Origin of the sequence: Paraburkholderia sp. BL6669N2 (assembly GCF_003387275.1) — a bacterium.
In the GTDB taxonomy this organism is placed as follows: Bacteria; Pseudomonadota; Gammaproteobacteria; order Burkholderiales; family Burkholderiaceae; genus Paraburkholderia.
This window is the reverse complement of record NZ_QUNA01000001.1, coordinates 4,240,127-4,254,905: the sequence shown is the minus strand read 5'-3', so window position 1 is coordinate 4,254,905 and position 14,779 is coordinate 4,240,127. Positions and strand designations below refer to the sequence as shown.

Genomic DNA, 14,779 nt, shown 5'->3' with positions numbered 1-14,779 from the left:
TAGGTTCTCCGTTGATACTCGATCTCGTCATTTCATGCGGTCCGCGGCTCGGACGGCCGGCCGCGTTCGCGTGTGGCGGCGGCCAGCGCGATCACCAGCAGCGCGGAGCACAGCACCGGCAGGGCCGCCGCATGGAACAGCGCGGCGTTCGACCAGTTCAGTGCGATCAATTGACCGCCGATCAGCGGTCCGATCACCGAGCCGATCCGGCCAATGCCAAGGCTCCAGCCTATGCCTGTCGAGCGCAGGGCGGTCGGATAAAAATGACCGGCCAGCGCGTTGACCGCCGGTTGCCCGCCGACCACGCAGAAGCCGCCCGCGAACACAACCAGCAACAGCCACGGCAACGCATGCGCCACGGTGCCGATCGTGCCGACCGCCAGCGCCGCGCCCGCGAAACACACGAACAGCACGCGCACAAAACCAAACCGTTCGATGAACCAGCCGAGCAGCAAGGTGCCGACCACGCCGCCCGTCTGCAACACGGTTCCGACGATCACCGCCGTGCTCGGCGAATAGCCGGCATCGCGCATCACGGTAGGCAGCCAGTTCGACAGAAAGTACAGATCGATCAGGTTCATGAAGCTGATCGCCCACAAAATCAAGGTGACCGGACCGCGGCCGGCGCGGAACAGTTCGGCGACCGCCGCGCCGCCGTTACCCTTTTCACGCACGACGAGGCGCGTGTTCGCGTCGATCGGCAGCGCCGGGTTGAACTTCGCGAGCCAACGCAATGCACGCTCGCTGCGTCCTTTGAGAACGAGGAATTGCAGCGACTCCGGCAACGCAACAAGCATTGCCAACGCGAGTAACAGCGGCACCGCGCCGCCCACCCAGAACACCGCGCGCCAGCCATAAGCCGGAATCAGCGCTGCGCTGATGAACCCGCCGAGCGCCGCGCCCAGCGTGAAGCCGCACGACACCAGCATCATGCGCTTGACGCGATGCGCGGGGGTCGAGAATTCACCCACCAGCGCCATCGCGTTCGGCATGATGCAGCCGAGCCCGAGACCGGTGATGAAGCGCAGCGCGATCAAAGCGGGAATCGTGGTGACGAAGGGCGTGGCCAGCATCGACAGCGCGAAGAAGAAGGTCGACCCGATCAGCACCGGACGGCGCCCGATGCGGTCCGCTAGCACCGACAGCCCGAGCGCGCCGAGCAGCATGCCGAACAGGCTCGCGCTGAACACCGGACCGAGCGCCGCCTTCGATACGTGCCATTCGCCGATCACGCTCGGCGCGACGTAGCCCATCGCCTGCGCGTCGAAACCGTCGATCACGAGACACAACCCGCATAGCGCGAGCAGCAGCAACTGGAATGCCGGGTGATGCGTTTCGCCGAGCACGTGCTCGACTTCGATCACATTGACGGCGGCCGCGGCCGGGTTCGCGCTCATTGGGTCGTCTCCTGATGCTGACTGGCTAGATTGTTCGTGGGTTGCGAGGGGGTTGAACACCGCCCGCAAGCGTCTGTGATCGGCGCATGAACTGCGCGGACGGCATGACCTATCCGCCATCACAACCGCATTGCAATTTACGTATAGTAAAACTAGTTACGAATAGTGAAATTAACGTAAACCCTGAAACGCCACCTGAAATCCCCGGACCGCGCGTCGGCACAAGCGTTCGGCGGATAACGTTATGAGCAATTTGTTCATGTAAGCACGGTGCGGACTGCTACCATCAATGAATGCGGCAATCGCGTCGCGTTACCCCGCGCCGAGCGCCTCGCTATCGCCATCCATACGTCTACATGATCCCGCCGACCATTCCCAACCTCATTGCCCGCTCCGCCGACCATCCGTTTCTTGGCGAGCATCTGGTGATGGGGCAAGGCTTGCATCACGACGTCGCGCTGGCGCAATTCGACGGGTTCGAACTCGCCAGCGCGTATGAGCCGATCTTCGATATCAGCGTGCATGCGTTGGCGCAGTCGCTTTCGTCGGGGGTCGAGGGCGTGGACCGTTTCGGCGATGAACTCGGCTTCCAGGCCGTCACGCACCAGGTGGACGCGGCGCCGTTCGACGTGTTCGATCCGTTCGACCGCATCGCCGACGATCAGGAGTTGGTCGCACTCGACCGCATGTCGCGTGCGCTGCATGCCATCAATTTCTTTGGCGCCCAGCGGCATGGGCTGCTCTTTCTGCGCGTGCACGAGCGGCTGCTCAAGAGCGTGAAGTACGACCACGGGCGGCATTTTTCGAGCGTGCTGGTGTCGTTCGGATTGAACCCGTCGCGAGTGGTGATCGAGTTGCCCGCAGCGGCGGTCGCGCACAAGACTTTTCTCGGCTATCTGACCAAGAGCTACCAGCACTACGGCTTCAAGGTGGCGGGCAATCTGTCCAACGCGGGGCAGATTCTGTCGGTGTCGGAGACCGCGCGGCTCGACTTTCTCAAGATGGATGCAGGGACCGCTTTGCGCGATGCCACCGTTAAACCGCTAGTGGGTTATGCAGGCCGGTTGCGAATTCCGCTGATCTTCAACCGGGTGGTGGATGAAGCGCAGTTCGAGGCTTTGCAGCAGTACGACGTGCGCTTCGTGCAAGGGCCATTGTTCAATGCGCATTATCACGACCGGGCCGTTTAAGCTGCGGGTTGGCCCGGTGCATTAACCCGCGCGCCGCCCGCTTCAACCGGTATCGCCCAAACGCCGCGCAAGCGCCAAGAGCCGTGGCGCGACGTTGTTGCGAAACACATCCTCTCCCATCGACGAAGCCGGCCCGCTGCAACTCAGCACCAGCCAGCGCCCTTCGCGCGGCTCGCGAAACGGCACTGCCACCGCGTTGACGTCGTCATGCCACGCGCGGAACGAATAGCAACAGCGCTGCTCGGCGAAGGCGGCGATTTCCTGCTCGGCGTCGGCGACCAGCTCGGCGCCTGCCTTGCCGGCCGCCTTTTTCAATTCCGCCAATAACGCGGCGCGCACGTCGAGCGGTTGCACGGCCAGATAGGCGCGGCCCATCGAACTCGTCAGCATAGACAGTTTCGAACCGGATGCCAGCCCAAGCGTCAACGCGGTTTCGCTGCGGATTGTCTCCAGATAAATCATGTCGAGCCCGTCGCGGCAGCCGAGCGAAACTGCCGCGCCTACGTCGCGTGCGAATACGCGCATGTGCGGGCGCGCGAGTTCGAGCGTGTCCGTACCCGAGAGCAGCGCGAAACCGAGCGACAACACGCCGGCGTCGAGCGCGTATTTGCCCAGCGTTTCGTCGAGACGCAGATAACCGAGCACGGTCAGCGTGTAGGCAAGACGGTTGACGGTCGCCTTCGGCAAACCCGTGCGTTCGACGAAATCGCGATTGCCGAGCATCGTTTCGCCCGGCTTGAACGCGCGCAACAAATCCAGCCCGCGAGCCAACGCGACGACAAATTTGCGCTCGTCGAGCGGTTCGGAGAGAGTAGATGTCGGCGTCATGGGGTGATACACTCGGACGTGGTTTGCAAAACATTGTTTCGCATAGCGGAACTCAAGTCAAGCGCAAACACGTTTCCGTCAAGCAAGGAATCAGGAGATAAGCCATGGCCGAGGCCGCGCAGTTTCACTGGGAAGACCCGTTGCTGCTGGATCAGCAGCTCACCGAAGAGGAACGCATGGTGCGCGACGCCGCCGCGGCTTACTCGCAAGACAAGCTGCAGCCGCGCGTGCTCGAAGCGTTCCGTCATGAGAAGACCGACATCGAGATCTTTCGCGAGATGGGCGAACTCGGCCTGCTCGGCCCGACCATTCCTGAGCAATACGGCGGCCCCGGTCTGAACTACGTGGCGTACGGTTTGATCGCGCGTGAAGTGGAACGCGTGGATTCCGGCTATCGGTCGATGATGTCCGTGCAGTCGTCGCTGGTCATGGTGCCGATCTATGAATTCGGCTCGGAAGCGCAGAAGCAGAAATACCTGCCGAAGCTCGCCACCGGCGAATGGATCGGCTGCTTCGGCTTGACCGAGCCGAATCACGGCTCCGATCCGGGCAGCATGGTCACGCGGGCCAAGAAGGTCGACGGCGGCTATTCGTTGTCGGGCTCGAAGATGTGGATCACCAATTCGCCGATCGCCGACGTGTTCGTCGTGTGGGCGAAGCTCGAGGAAAACGGCAAGGACGCGATCCGCGGCTTCATTCTCGAGAAGGGCTGGAAGGGACTGTCGGCGCCCACCATCCACAGCAAGGTGGGTCTGCGCGCGTCGATTACCGGTGAGATCGTGCTCGACGAAGTCTTCGTGCCGGAAGAGAACCGTTTCCCCGAAGTCAGCGGCTTGCGCGGCCCATTCACGTGCCTGAATTCTGCGCGCTATGGCATCGCCTGGGGCGCGCTCGGTGCGGCTGAATCATGCTGGCACACCGCGCGTCAGTACGTGCTGGATCGCAAGCAGTTCGGCCGGCCGCTCGCCGCGAACCAGTTGATCCAGAAGAAGCTCGCTGACATGCAGACCGAAATCACCCTCGGTCTGCAAGGCGTGCTGCGCCTCGGCCGCATGAAGGACGAAGGCACCGCGGCGGTCGAGATCACCTCGATCATGAAGCGCAATTCATGCGGCAAGGCGCTGGACATTGCACGGCTCGCGCGCGACATGCTCGGCGGCAACGGCATCTCGGACGAGTTCGGCATCGCGCGGCATCTGGTGAATCTGGAAGTGGTGAACACCTACGAAGGCACGCACGACATTCATGCGCTGATTCTGGGGCGCGCGCAAACCGGCATTCAGGCTTTTTTCTGAAGGTTTTCTGAAGCGCGAATCGCGCGGATTGCGCCGATTGTCGCGGGTTTGCGCAGCACGACAAAAAAGCCAGTTCACTCGTGAACTGGCTTTTTTTCATTCGACCCGGCGTGCGGCGATTAGCGGCCCGCTTCGTAGCGCATCAACCGCTTACTTGTTCGGCTGCGGCGTCATGCGCAGATACGGACGCAGCGCCTTGTAGCCCTTCGGGAATTTCTGCTTGATAACTTCCTCGTCCTTCAGCGACGGGACGATGACCACGTCATCGCCCTGCTTCCAGTTGCCCGGCGTGGCGACCGAGTGGCTGTCGGTGAGTTGCAGCGAATCGATCACGCGCAGTACTTCGTCGAAGTTGCGGCCAGTGCTCGCCGGATAGGTGATGATCAGGCGCACCTTCTTCTTCGGATCGATCACGAACAGCGAACGCACCGTGAGCGTTTCGTTTGCGTTCGGATGAATCATGTCGTACAGCTCGGCAACCTTGCGATCGCCGTCCGCGAGAATCGGGAAGCCGACGTTGGCGGCTTGAGTCTCGTTAATGTCTTTGATCCACTCTTTGTGCGACTCGGCGCTGTCGACCGACAACGCGATGGTCTTCACATTGCGCTTGTCAAACTCGTCGGCCAGCTTGGCGGTCAAGCCGAGTTCGGTCGTGCAGACCGGTGTGAAGTCGGCCGGATGCGAGAACAACACGCCCCAACTATCGCCCAGCCATTCGTGGAATTTGATCGGGCCGACACTCGACTGCTGCTCAAAATCCGGTGCGATATCGCCAAGACGTAGACTCATTGTGCATCTCCTGTAGGTTTGGACACTGGCGCGCGAGCGTTCACGCGCGGCGCCCCGCAACGATAAAGCATACGAGAGTGACGGTGTATGACGAACCAACATCGCCTCACTACTTTATGCGTTTTTGTAATTTTCACCGATTTGGAGGAAACTTTGCGGGACAGATCAACTCCATCTCAAGCAAACTTCGTCTACACGACGTGTGGCGACGGCGTTGTTTGTGGCTATGCTTCAAGCGGGAACGGTTCGTGCGATCTGGTCAACCAACCGGGCCCTGTGCTCGCCAGCGGCCGTTTCTTTGGTTACGATTCACGCGTGGCGTGAGACGAAGGGGAGCTGTCAATGTCGGAAATCAACAAGGAGAGATTGATGTCGGATATCAAAACCGTCCTCGCGGACGCTGAAGATCTGCTGAAACAGGCCGCGAGCGCCACCGGCGAGCGCGCTTCCGAATTGCGGGAAACGGCGCTGACGCGCCTGAAACAAGCGAGGGAAAAGGCGGCCGACGTTCAGGTCGTGGTGGTCGAAAAAGGCAAGAAGGCGGCCCGCGCCACGGACGACTACGTGCACGAGCATCCGTGGGCATCCATCGGCATTGCCGCCGGCGCCGGCGTGCTGCTTGGGCTATTGATCAACCGCAAGTAACACTGGCGATGCCGCCGGGCGTATTTCGTCCGGCGCACCAGCGAACCGAGTTGACCGGCGCACGCCTTACCGGTCCGCTTCTTCTGGCGCGCGCGCGCGCCGGTCAGACCTTCACGCGCAACGCCCACAGCCATGACGATCGAAACACAATCGCAGCGCGGAGAACATAGTCCGTTGCGCCGCATAATCGGTTCCGTGTTTGCCATTCTGCAGACGCGGCTGGAACTGGTCGGCATCGAGCTCGCCGAAGAAAAGGACCGTTTGCTGGCCATACTGTTCCTCGGCCTTGCCGCGATGATGCTCGCCACCATGGCCTTGATCGCGCTGACTGCGCTGATCGCCATCGCGTTCTGGGACACCTACCGCTGGCAGGCGCTGGCAGGCATCACCGCGGTCTACGCGATCGCGGGATTAGCCTGTGCGCTGAAAGCGCGCAGTGGTTTGCGCAACGCGCCAATGGTGTTCGAGGCGACCCTCGCAGAGTTTGAAAAAGACCGCGACGTGTTCCGCAAACCGTGACCCGGAAGACGCTGCGGCGTGACATCGCGCCTCGCGTCTTTGGTTCTGCGTCTTGCTTAACAGCCTTGCGCGAATTGCAGCGCCGTTCCGTTGCTCCACCTTCACTGCCGTCGACACGCCATGAGCCAGATCCATTCCGATACCGCGTTCCGTAACAAGCGCCACCAGGCCAAAGATCTGAGCGCACCGCATTTGCGCGCACTGCGCAAGGAGTTGCTGCTGGTGCGCGCGGATGTCGAGCGCATGGAACTCGCTCAGGCGACCATCGAGTTGCGACAAGCAGTCACGCACTTTAGTTGGCTCAAATTCATTTTGCCGGGCTTCGGCGGCATGCGCGTCGGTAAAGGCTCGAAGGCGAGCTTTCTTAACGCGGGCAGCGTGGGCGCCCTCCTCAAGCAGTATCCGCTCATCAGCTCGATCGCTTCGATCGTGCTTGCGAAGCCGCTGCGCACAACTGTCGTAGCCGGAGCCAAACCCGTGCTCAAGTGGGGCAGCGTTGGGCTTGCCGCGTGGGAGGCCTATCGGATCTGGCAGCAGATGAAGCGGGATTCGGCGGCGTCATCAGGCGGCAAGGTGGAGTCGGCGGATAGTCGAGACTGAGGGAAACGCCGCGCGGCGTTCCGCCTCAGTTCAGCTCAGCCCGGTTCGGTTTGCTAGCTCGTATTCCAGCAGTCGCCGCTGGCGGCTGTCGAACCGGTTGCCGCGGGTTTGTTGCCACGTAGTCCTGTCGCATCGAGCGTGAAAATGCCGCACGTGTCGTCGTGCATCGGCCCGGCTTCACTCGGCGTTGCCTCGATCGCATAGCCACCGTTTGCATCGTCCGCGGGCAGCACGTGCAGGTGATAGACCGCCGTGCCGAATTGCGGCGCCTGATCGAGGCCCGGGGGCAATGTTGGTGCGCTGTCGTTTGCCGCTCCTTCAATGAATTGAGCCGCGCGATAGAGCGCGGACGCTGCGTCGATTCGATGGGTTCGCGCAACATGGCTGCGATACGAAGGCACGGCAAAGACGGCCAGCGTGGCGGCGATTGCCAGCGTGATCATCAACTCGAGCAGCGTGAATCCGGATGCATGCGACTTCATTAGGCCGCCTCCGTCAAAATGGCCTGGCAGCAACGCGGCGCCAATGACGTTCGATCTTCTCTCCATCGACCACCAGTTCCATTTGCAGCCATACCTGCGATTCGCTGGCGCGGCCGAAACCGCGCGAAGTTAGTAAATACGCCCGCGCATCGGCACGAGTGACGAGACGCCAGGCCTCGATCAGACATTGCGGTGCGCGCAGCGATCCTGGCCATTGCGCCACGGGCGTGACGGCCCCTGCTTCGAATGCCGCTGCGAGTTTCCATTGCGCCGGCACGCCGGATGCGACCGGCATCGGTGCTGCGGACTGCGTGCTTGCAGCCGCGATGACACTGCGGGCGCATAAAGTCAGCGCCGAATCCGCGGCATGAAAGGCCTGCAAGTACTCGCGAACGTTGATGGTGCCGCGCGCAGCCGCCAGCGACGTTTCGAACCAGGCTGCTGAAGTGACCAGCATCATTGATGAAATCAGCAGGACGATCGGCAGCACCACGCCCCGTTGCATGGTGCGCGGCAGGGTGCACCGCGTTCGGCTGAGGCCTGTCAGGTTTGCCAGGTTTGCCAACTGACCGTGACGTCTCATGCACTTCCCCTCGGTCCGGCACGGCTGCTTTTCCCTTCGTGGTTTCGTCACAGCGAATCCTCCACGTGATTGCGTATCGCAACACGCCGCGAGAACGCCTGGCGCGGTCGTGAATCCGCACCGAGAGCACTTACGCCATCGCAATCGACATAGCGCGCACGCTGTTGCCCCTGCGGCGTGCCGCGTACGAGCACGCAAAGATCGACGGCGACGATCTTCGCCCATTGATCGGCCGTCACCGCCGACGCGTCGATTGCGGTCAGTCCGCCAGCTAGCCAATACTTGATCCGCAAGCGCTCGATGCCTTCTACCAGCGGCTGCGCGGACCCCGGCTTGCCGTTGCCCTCGCAATAAAGTTCCGGCTCACCGGTCGAACCGCTGACCCTCGCGAAGTACCGGTTGACGACCGGCACGCCCTGGTCGCCGAGCGCGGCGCTGCTGCCAGCGACGGCCTGACCGAGACAGTCGGTCGTTTGCCCGCTGGTCGATGGCCACGTGGAGACGTTGTCCCCGACATAACGGACCGCGACACCGTCCGAGTGACTGGGCAAGGTCTCGCAGGCGAGGCTATCGTCGGCGCCGACCGGGCGGCCGCCCGAACATCCGAACATTGGCGGCGGGCGGTTGTACCGCGCGATGTCCGCGGGTACGAAGCCGGCCATTTGCAATTGCGGGCCGATCAGCGTCAGCGCAGTCAGACCGGCTTCGCGAATCCGCATCGCATCGCTCGCGCGTTCGAATGCGCTCCGCTGCGTCCGGTAGAGCGAGACGGCACCCGCGGTCACCAGTAGTCCCAACGCCATCGCGATCACGAATTCGATCAAGGTATGGCCGCGGGCAGGGTTCGAACGCCGCGTCATTTCGCAAACGCCAGCACGACGCATGAAGAGCCCACGGGCAGATCCGCTCCGCCGCAAGGCGCGGGCTTGTCGATCACGTCGTCGGAATGTGGCAAGTCGCGCAGCGATGCCCATGTCACGCGTGCAGCGGACACGCCTGCGATGTCACTCACCGAGGCTTCGCCATGCGGCAAAAGTTTCGCTGCCCGCGCGCTCCATTGTCTGATTGCGGAGTCGCCCGAAGTGGGTGCGCACATGGCTTCCGCGACGGAATCGGCTATCCAGGCGGCATGTTCGCGCAGGGACATCGCGCGGGCCTCGCGTGCGGTCCACAACTGGCAGGCGATCAAGCCGAGCGCCGTGACAGCAATCAACGCGACAGCCAGCATGACTTCGATCAATGAACTGCCGACCCACCTGGACTCGCGGCAGCGCGAGTGCGGACTCCGCGAATACCGGCTCATGACGCGGCTCCGCATGCGCCCTCAACGATCCGCGCGCGGCCGCCCGCCGCAATGCGAATGCAGCGACGCCACTTGTCTCCTTGTGTCGCCTTCGACGGCGCACGCGGCGCGATATCGAAACTGCGAAAGGTGCCGATCAATTGGCCCGCCGGGGGCGTGAACGTGAGATTCGTCTGCGTGCCGGCGATGCTCACGGCCGCAAGCAGAGGTTGCGCACGCAATAGCGATAGCGCACCGCCTCGTTCGGCCAGCACGGCCCAACCACACGACCAGTCAGCGACGCCGTTGCCGCACGGTTGCCCCGCGGCAAGACAATGCCGCGCGGCGTCGATGCGGCATACGGTGACTCGTGCGCCCCGGCGTAACGCTTCACTGCGTGCATAAGCGAGCGTCGAGGCAAGCGCCTTCGCGCGGGCGTCGACCTGGTCTCGCACGTGCCACGACACGAATGACGGCGTGGCCATCACCGCGACCACGGCCAGCAGCGCGATAACAGCCAGTGTTTCGACAAGCGTGAAGCCACGATATCGCGGCGGACGGACTAAGTTCCGATTCATCTGCATCCCTGATCGATTCGAAGAATGCAGCCAATCTAGCGATTCGCAAATCGTCCAACAATCGGCCGAACGGCCAGGTGGCACTCAGACGCTAGTCCGCGCAAAAATGCACGCGACGAACCATTACGGCAGCGGGAGATACGGATGCGCGAAACAACGCGGAACAGAACGGGAATTCAAACGCAACGCGCGATGCGACCGCGTTCAGCGCTTGCGGGAAGGCTTGGGAGGAGAAGAGGCGCGGCGAAATTCTTCGATCACGTCTTCGAATTCGGAGACGTCTTCAAAGCGCCGGTAGACGGAAGCAAAACGAACGTAGGCAATGGTATCGAGCGCACGCAATTCATTCATCACGAGTTCGCCGAGGCGCTCGCTGCGCACTTCGCGCTCGCCGCTGCCGAGCAACAGATATTCGATGCGGGCAACCGCGGCGTCGATCGCGTCCGCTGCCACCGGGCGCTTGCGCAGCGCCAGTTGCATGCTCGCGACGATCTTGCGGCGGTCGAATTCAGTACGGCTACCATCCTTCTTGACGACCGACGGCAACGCCAGCTCGACCCGCTCATACGTCGTAAAACGTTTGTCGCAGGCCGGGCAGCGGCGGCGCCGGCGAATCGTCGCGCCGTCTTCGGATACGCGCGAGTCGACGACCTGCGTATCGGCGTGACGGCAGAAGGGGCAATGCATGGCGGCTTAGCGGTAAACGGGGAAGCGCTGCGTCAGCTCAGCGACTTGCCCGCGCACGCGTTCGATCGTGGCGGCGTCTTCCGGATTGTCGAGCACGTCTGCGATCAGGTTACCCACCTGCTCCGCTTCCTTGACGCCGAAACCGCGCGTGGTCATGGCCGGCGAGCCGAGGCGCACACCGCTCGTCACGAACGGTTTTTCCGGATCGTTCGGGATCGCGTTCTTGTTGACCGTGATGTGAGCGGCGCCCAGCGCGGCTTCCGCAGCCTTGCCGGTGATCTTCTTCGCACGCAGATCGACGAGCATGACGTGGCTTTCGGTGCGGCCCGACACGATGCGCAGACCGCGCTTGACCAGCGTCTCAGCGAGCACGCGTGCGTTTTCGACGACTTGCTGCTGGTATGCCTTGAACTCCGGCGACAGGGCTTCCTTGAACGCGACAGCCTTGCCGGCGATCACGTGCATGAGCGGACCGCCTTGAATGCCGGGGAAAATTGCCGAGTTGATCTGTTTTTCAAACTCGGCCTTCATCAGAATCACGCCGCCGCGCGGGCCACGCAGGCTCTTGTGCGTGGTGGTGGTGACAAAATCGGCGTGCGGCACGGGGTTCGGATAAACGCCCGCGGCGATCAGACCGGCGTAATGCGCCATGTCGACCATGAAGTACGCGCCGACCGACTTGGCGATTTTCGACATGCGTTCGAAATCGATACGCAGCGAAAACGCGGACGCCCCCGCCACGATCAGCTTCGGCTTGTGTTCCTGAGCGAGTTTCTCCGCGGCATCGTAGTCGATGTCTTCGGCTTCGTTCAGGCCATAGCTGACCACGTTGAACCACTTGCCCGACATGTTGACCGGCGAACCGTGCGTAAGGTGGCCACCGTGCGCGAGGCTCATGCCCATGATCGTGTCGCCCGGCTTGAGCATGGCGAAAAACACGCCCTGGTTGGCCTGCGAGCCGGAGTTCGGCTGCACGTTCGCGGCTTCGGCGCCGAACAGTTGCTTCACGCGGTCGATCGCGAGCTGCTCGGCGACGTCGACGTACTCGCAGCCGCCGTAATAGCGCTTGCCCGGATACCCTTCAGCGTACTTGTTCGTGAGTTGCGAGCCTTGTGCAGCCATGACAGCCGGGCTCGTGTAGTTTTCCGACGCGATCAGTTCGATATGCTCTTCCTGACGGCGGTTTTCCTGCTCGATGACCTTCCAGAGTTCAGGATCGACGTTGGCGATGGTGCTTTGGGCTCTGTCAAACATACGGATTCCGTTGAATGTGTTCAGGTTGACCGGATCGTGCGCCGAATCTTGCGTAGAGGGTGCGCAGCGCTGCTGGCGGCTGGGCCAGCCCTGACGTGGCGGATGGAGAGTCGCCGCACACGCGAGGCAGGACAGCCACCGTCAGCGCAGATCAATGCGCGCGGATCACGGCTGCCCAGGCGAACGGCAAAACGGCACCCCGCGCTTCACGGTGGGTTGTTCCACCTTGAACCCGGTTGCTTGAACCGGTTCTATCGCCAGTCACGCAGGGATGAGCGCGTTAGTTTATTGGAAGCGGATCGAATAGGCAACCGGGTTCCGGCCACTCCTGCGGGTGCCCGCCGGGCGGGCTCCAGAGCCGTCTCATGCGGCGCGCAAACGTCTGAGGAAAACCCTACGGAAACTCGCGGCGCGTCCTTGCCAAGGCCTCTCGTACGGCTGGTTCATCCTTGCCGCAGCGCCGCAATGGAAGTAGGCTTGGGGCCTTTCTCTCCTACCAGCCTGGGAACCACTGCAATGATCGTGTTCGTCACCGGAGCGTCCGCGGGATTCGGCGCCGCCATCGCTCGCGCCTTCGTCAAAGGCGGCCATCGCGTCGTCGCCACTGCTCGCCGCAAGGACCGCCTGCAAGACCTCGCCGACGAACTCGGCGACGCGCTTTTGCCGTACGAACTCGACGTGCGCGACCGCGCCGCCGTCGAAGCCGTGCCGGCCTCGCTGCCGGCCGATTTCGCCGCCATCGACGTGCTGGTCAACAATGCCGGCCTCGCGCTCGGCATCGAACCGGCTCAGAAAGCGAGTCTCGACGAATGGAACACCATGATCGAGACCAACTGCACAGGGCTCGTTCAAGTCACGCATGCCCTCCTGCCCGGCATGGTGGAGCGCAATCGCGGCCACATTTTCAATCTCGGCTCGGCAGCCGGCAGCTGGCCGTATGCGGGCGGCAACGTCTACGGGGCCACCAAGGCGTTCGTGCATCAGTTCAGCCTCAATCTGCGCGCCGATGTCGCCGGCACCGCACTGCGGGTGACGAACGTCGAGCCGGGCCTGTGCGGCGGCACCGAGTTCTCGAACGTGCGTTTTCGCGGCGACGACGCTAAGGCCGGCAAAATGTACGAAAACGTGCAGCCGCTGACGCCTGAAGACATCGCCGACTCGATCTACTGGATCGCCACGCGCCCGGCGCACGTCAACATCAACACGATCGAACTGATGCCGGTGGCGCAATCGTTCTCCGCTTTGTCCGTCCATCGCGGCTGAAATCCCGGCTGAAGCCCGCCGGACGGGGCGCACATCTTGAAACAGACCTACGGGTGAGCGTTCCGGTAAAATGCGCCGCATGAATATGTCGACCAGCCAGCCCGGCGAGGAAATCGGCTACACGTGGCCAATCCGCGTGTACTACGAAGATACCGACGCCGGCGGCATCGTTTTTTACGCGAATTACCTGAAATTTTTCGAACGTGCGCGCACCGAGTGGCTGCGCGCGTGCGGTGTCGACCAGAATCGGCTCGCGGACGAAGCGGGCGCGATTTTCATCGTCCGCAGCACGGCGGTCGATTATCGGGCGCCGGCCCGGCTAGACGACATAGTCAACGTGGTCAGCCGGATCGAGCGGCTCGGCAGAGCGTCGGTCGATTTCGCGCAGGAAGCGTGGCGGGACGGCACGCTGCTTGCTATCGGTTCCATCCGGGTCGGCTGCGTGGACCGCATTGCGCTGCGGCCGACCGCGATTCCTTCGCCGGTTCTCGCTGCCTTGCGGCGTGGGCCGGGCGCGAGCGAGCCCGGCGTGTCAACGGATAAAGACTGAACCCCGTTGTTATGGGGCCAGTGAACTCGTAACGATCAAGCAACACAAAGCATGGTTCGGCTTGCAATATCGCCGATGCTTCCGTTTTGCTCACGGCAAGCTTCGAGTGGCCTTGCAGCCGGACGCCCCCTTCCGGGACGTTAAAACGAACCTTTATGAACACTACACAAGATCTGTCGATCGTTTCACTCGTACTCAACGCAAGCCTGCTGGCGCAGGCTGTCATGGCTCTGCTGCTGTTGCTGTCGCTGCTGTCGTGGACTTTCATCTTCCGCAAGTGGTTTGCGATCCGCCGGGCGCGGGCGCAAACTGAGCGTTTCGAACGCGATTTCTGGTCGGGCGGCGACCTGCAGGCGCTTTATCAAAGCGCCGCGAACAACCGGCACACCATCGGCGCACTGGAACGGATTTTCGAGTCCGGCATGCGCGAATTCCTGAAGGGCAAGGAAAAGCGCCTGAACGATCCGGGCGCGATTCTCGACGGCGCACGGCGCGCCATGCGTGCCGCGTTCCAGCGTGAAATGGATGTGCTCGAAGCCAATCTCGCGTTTCTCGCGTCGGTCGGTTCGGTCAGCCCGTATATCGGTCTGTTCGGCACGGTGTGGGGGATCATGAATGCGTTCCGCGGCCTCGCCAACGTGCAGCAGGCCACGCTCGCCAACGTCGCGCCGGGCATTGCCGAAGCGCTGACCGCCACCGCGATCGGCCTGTTCGCCGCGATTCCGGCCGTGGTTGCCTACAACCGCTACGCGCACGATATCGACCGCCTGGCAATCCGCTTCGAAACCTTCATCGAAGAGTTCTCGAACATCCTGCAGCGTCAGGCACAGTAAGGAG

At 62.5% G+C, this 14,779-nt stretch carries 18 protein-coding genes and 1 riboswitch; of the genes, 8 read left to right on the top strand and 10 right to left on the bottom strand.

The genetic code is table 11. From position 1 onward, the window contains the following. Nucleotides 1-32: 32 nt before the first annotated feature. A complete protein-coding gene (locus tag B0G80_RS19370) occupies nt 33-1,397 on the bottom strand; it encodes an MFS transporter (RefSeq protein ID WP_116119032.1) in 1,365 nt (454 codons plus the stop codon). Between the two features lie 356 nt (nt 1,398-1,753). Between B0G80_RS19370 and B0G80_RS19365 the strand changes: the two genes are divergently transcribed. Next, on the top strand, nt 1,754-2,587 hold the full coding sequence (locus tag B0G80_RS19365; RefSeq protein WP_106284462.1) for an EAL domain-containing protein: 834 nt from the start codon (nt 1,754-1,756) through the stop codon (nt 2,585-2,587). Nucleotides 2,588-2,629: 42 nt separating this feature from the next. Here the strand turns inward: B0G80_RS19365 and B0G80_RS19360 are convergent, their stop codons facing one another. Then, entirely contained in the window at nt 2,630-3,415 is a 786-nt protein-coding gene (locus B0G80_RS19360) for an IclR family transcriptional regulator (RefSeq protein ID WP_116119031.1), read from the bottom strand. Nucleotides 3,416-3,519: 104 nt separating this feature from the next. Between B0G80_RS19360 and B0G80_RS19355 the strand changes: the two genes are divergently transcribed. Continuing rightward, nucleotides 3,520-4,710 (top strand): acyl-CoA dehydrogenase, encoded by a 1,191-nt coding sequence (locus B0G80_RS19355; protein ID WP_116119030.1) that lies wholly within the window; start codon nt 3,520-3,522, stop codon nt 4,708-4,710. Nucleotides 4,711-4,860: 150 nt separating this feature from the next. Here B0G80_RS19355 and B0G80_RS19350 read toward each other — a convergent pair whose 3' ends face one another. Next, entirely contained in the window at nt 4,861-5,499 is a 639-nt protein-coding gene (locus B0G80_RS19350; RefSeq protein WP_116119029.1) for a peroxiredoxin, read from the bottom strand. A 342-nt stretch (nt 5,500-5,841) separates the two neighbouring features. Between B0G80_RS19350 and B0G80_RS19345 the strand changes: the two genes are divergently transcribed. The 3 genes from B0G80_RS19345 (at nt 5,842) to B0G80_RS19335 (ending at nt 7,263) form a co-directional block, all read left to right on the top strand. Then, a complete protein-coding gene (locus tag B0G80_RS19345; protein WP_011486909.1) occupies nt 5,842-6,144 on the top strand; it encodes a YqjD family protein in 303 nt (100 codons plus the stop codon). A 132-nt stretch (nt 6,145-6,276) separates the two neighbouring features. After that, complete coding sequence (locus B0G80_RS19340; RefSeq protein WP_116119028.1) at nt 6,277-6,663, top strand: phage holin family protein; 387 nt, start codon at nt 6,277-6,279, stop codon at nt 6,661-6,663. A gap of 120 nt (nt 6,664-6,783) precedes the next feature. Then, on the top strand, nt 6,784-7,263 hold the full coding sequence (locus B0G80_RS19335; RefSeq protein ID WP_116119027.1) for a DUF3318 domain-containing protein: 480 nt from the start codon (nt 6,784-6,786) through the stop codon (nt 7,261-7,263). Nucleotides 7,264-7,316: 53 nt separating this feature from the next. Here the strand turns inward: B0G80_RS19335 and B0G80_RS19330 are convergent, their stop codons facing one another. The 7 genes from B0G80_RS19330 to glyA form a co-directional block, all read right to left on the bottom strand. Further along, on the bottom strand, nt 7,317-7,745 hold the full coding sequence (locus B0G80_RS19330; RefSeq protein WP_116119026.1) for a type IV pilin protein: 429 nt from the start codon (nt 7,743-7,745) through the stop codon (nt 7,317-7,319). Between the two features lie 13 nt (nt 7,746-7,758). Further along, nucleotides 7,759-8,250 carry a hypothetical protein gene (locus B0G80_RS19325; RefSeq protein WP_258878910.1) on the bottom strand — a complete coding sequence of 164 codons (492 nt, stop codon included), beginning with the start codon at nt 8,248-8,250 and terminating at the stop codon, nt 7,759-7,761. A 125-nt stretch (nt 8,251-8,375) separates the two neighbouring features. Beyond that, nucleotides 8,376-9,188, bottom strand: a complete 813-nt coding sequence (locus B0G80_RS19320; RefSeq protein ID WP_116119025.1) for a PilW family protein — start codon at nt 9,186-9,188, stop codon at nt 8,376-8,378. Further along, nucleotides 9,185-9,631: a hypothetical protein gene (locus B0G80_RS19315; RefSeq protein ID WP_116119024.1), complete on the bottom strand. Its 447-nt coding sequence runs from the start codon at nt 9,629-9,631 to the stop codon at nt 9,185-9,187. The genes B0G80_RS19320 and B0G80_RS19315 overlap by 4 nt, the downstream gene beginning before the upstream one ends. Then, the gene (locus B0G80_RS19310) at nt 9,628-10,188 is read right to left on the bottom strand and encodes a GspH/FimT family pseudopilin (RefSeq protein WP_116119766.1); all 561 of its coding nucleotides are present in this window, start codon (nt 10,186-10,188) and stop codon (nt 9,628-9,630) included. Before B0G80_RS19310 ends, B0G80_RS19315 begins: the two co-directional genes overlap by 4 nt. A gap of 204 nt (nt 10,189-10,392) precedes the next feature. Continuing rightward, entirely contained in the window at nt 10,393-10,875 is a 483-nt protein-coding gene (gene nrdR, locus B0G80_RS19305; RefSeq protein WP_012431825.1) for a transcriptional regulator NrdR, read from the bottom strand. 6 nt (nt 10,876-10,881) lie between these two features. Further along, on the bottom strand, nt 10,882-12,129 hold the full coding sequence (gene glyA, locus B0G80_RS19300) for a serine hydroxymethyltransferase (RefSeq protein WP_012431824.1): 1,248 nt from the start codon (nt 12,127-12,129) through the stop codon (nt 10,882-10,884). Nucleotides 12,130-12,295: 166 nt separating this feature from the next. Beyond that, nucleotides 12,296-12,404, bottom strand: a riboswitch (ZMP/ZTP riboswitch). Between the two features lie 241 nt (nt 12,405-12,645). Here glyA and ydfG point away from each other — a divergent pair. The 3 genes from ydfG (at nt 12,646) to tolQ (ending at nt 14,775) form a co-directional block, all read left to right on the top strand. Then, nucleotides 12,646-13,392, top strand: a complete 747-nt coding sequence (gene ydfG, locus B0G80_RS19290; RefSeq protein ID WP_116119023.1) for a bifunctional NADP-dependent 3-hydroxy acid dehydrogenase/3-hydroxypropionate dehydrogenase YdfG — start codon at nt 12,646-12,648, stop codon at nt 13,390-13,392. Between the two features lie 70 nt (nt 13,393-13,462). Next, entirely contained in the window at nt 13,463-13,942 is a 480-nt protein-coding gene (gene ybgC / locus B0G80_RS19285; RefSeq protein WP_116119022.1) for a tol-pal system-associated acyl-CoA thioesterase, read from the top strand. 155 nt (nt 13,943-14,097) lie between these two features. Next, entirely contained in the window at nt 14,098-14,775 is a 678-nt protein-coding gene (gene tolQ / locus B0G80_RS19280; protein ID WP_007179119.1) for a protein TolQ, read from the top strand. The last annotated feature ends 4 nt before the right edge of the window (nt 14,776-14,779 follow it).

Bases quoted from the DNA above. Each gene is read 5' to 3' on its own strand.
- B0G80_RS19325 (WP_258878910.1), bottom strand. From the start codon at position 8,250: ATGCAACGGGGCGTGGTGCTGCCGATCGTCCTGCTGATTTCATCAATG.
- B0G80_RS19345 (WP_011486909.1), top strand. From the start codon at position 5,842: ATGTCGGAAATCAACAAGGAGAGATTGATGTCGGATATCAAAACCGTC.
- ydfG (WP_116119023.1), top strand. From the start codon at position 12,646: ATGATCGTGTTCGTCACCGGAGCGTCCGCGGGATTCGGCGCCGCCATC.
- B0G80_RS19330 (WP_116119026.1), bottom strand. From the start codon at position 7,745: ATGAAGTCGCATGCATCCGGATTCACGCTGCTCGAGTTGATGATCACG.
- glyA (WP_012431824.1), bottom strand. From the start codon at position 12,129: ATGTTTGACAGAGCCCAAAGCACCATCGCCAACGTCGATCCTGAACTC.
- B0G80_RS19355 (WP_116119030.1), top strand. From the start codon at position 3,520: ATGGCCGAGGCCGCGCAGTTTCACTGGGAAGACCCGTTGCTGCTGGAT.
- B0G80_RS19365 (WP_106284462.1), top strand. From the start codon at position 1,754: ATGATCCCGCCGACCATTCCCAACCTCATTGCCCGCTCCGCCGACCAT.
- B0G80_RS19340 (WP_116119028.1), top strand. From the start codon at position 6,277: ATGACGATCGAAACACAATCGCAGCGCGGAGAACATAGTCCGTTGCGC.
- B0G80_RS19320 (WP_116119025.1), bottom strand. From the start codon at position 9,188: ATGACGCGGCGTTCGAACCCTGCCCGCGGCCATACCTTGATCGAATTC.
- B0G80_RS19360 (WP_116119031.1), bottom strand. From the start codon at position 3,415: ATGACGCCGACATCTACTCTCTCCGAACCGCTCGACGAGCGCAAATTT.
- nrdR (WP_012431825.1), bottom strand. From the start codon at position 10,875: ATGCATTGCCCCTTCTGCCGTCACGCCGATACGCAGGTCGTCGACTCG.
- B0G80_RS19310 (WP_116119766.1), bottom strand. From the start codon at position 10,188: ATGAATCGGAACTTAGTCCGTCCGCCGCGATATCGTGGCTTCACGCTT.
- tolQ (WP_007179119.1), top strand. From the start codon at position 14,098: ATGAACACTACACAAGATCTGTCGATCGTTTCACTCGTACTCAACGCA.
- B0G80_RS19315 (WP_116119024.1), bottom strand. From the start codon at position 9,631: ATGAGCCGGTATTCGCGGAGTCCGCACTCGCGCTGCCGCGAGTCCAGG.
- B0G80_RS19350 (WP_116119029.1), bottom strand. From the start codon at position 5,499: ATGAGTCTACGTCTTGGCGATATCGCACCGGATTTTGAGCAGCAGTCG.
- B0G80_RS19370 (WP_116119032.1), bottom strand. From the start codon at position 1,397: ATGAGCGCGAACCCGGCCGCGGCCGCCGTCAATGTGATCGAAGTCGAG.
- ybgC (WP_116119022.1), top strand. From the start codon at position 13,463: ATGCGCCGCATGAATATGTCGACCAGCCAGCCCGGCGAGGAAATCGGC.
- B0G80_RS19335 (WP_116119027.1), top strand. From the start codon at position 6,784: ATGAGCCAGATCCATTCCGATACCGCGTTCCGTAACAAGCGCCACCAG.